This is a genomic window from Nocardioides pelophilus, from assembly GCF_014180685.1.
GTDB classification, from domain to species: Bacteria; Actinomycetota; Actinomycetes; order Propionibacteriales; family Nocardioidaceae; genus Nocardioides; species Nocardioides pelophilus.
In genome coordinates, this window is record NZ_JACEHF010000197.1 from 1 (window position 1) to 664 (window position 664).

Here is a 664-nt window from a genome sequence, read left to right on the forward strand (position 1 = left end):
CGGAGCTCGACGAACCGTCCGCGGACGCCGGCCAGCCGGCCGGCGTCGGTGCCGTCGAGCTCGGTGCCGGGCTGGTTGACCGCGCGGAACGCCGCGCGGGAGATCGGCAGCACGCCCTCGCCGCGGTAGCTCTCGAGGTCGGTCTCCTCCTCCGGCGCGGCGTCGAGCGCCGCGAGCACCGACGGGAGCAGCACGTTGGCGAGCGCGCGGTAGCCCTCGGCGGAGGGATGGAACTGGTCGGGTCCGAACAGCACCGTGGGCGCGGCTGCGAAGTCCGGCCCGAGGACGTCGCCGAGCGAGACGCTCCGACCGCCGGTCTCGACGGTCGCGATGGTCTGGGCGGCAGCGAGCTGGCGGGACCAGATCCGGGCGACCTGGCGCAGGGGTGGGGCGATCGGCTGGATCGTGCCGAGGTCGGGGCAGGTGCCGACCACGACCTTCGCGCCGGCCGCGGTCAGCCGGCCGACCGCCTCGGAGAGGTAGCGCACCGACTGCCGGGGGAGCACGGTGTGGGTGACGTCGTTGCCCCCGATCAGGATGACCGCGACCTCCGGCTCGATCAGGAGCGCCCGGTCGACCTGGGCCTTCAGGTCCGAGGACCGGGCGCCGACGACGGCGAAGTCCTTGAGGTAGACCCGGCGGCCCGCGGGCCGGGCGGCACCGC

The 664-nt window shown here is 75.5% G+C and carries 1 protein-coding gene; it reads right to left on the minus strand.

Going from position 1 to position 664, the window contains the following annotated elements; all coding sequences use genetic code 11:
- On the minus strand, window positions 1–664 hold a 664-nt coding region (locus H0488_RS20695; protein ID WP_246372600.1), incomplete at both ends, for an SGNH/GDSL hydrolase family protein.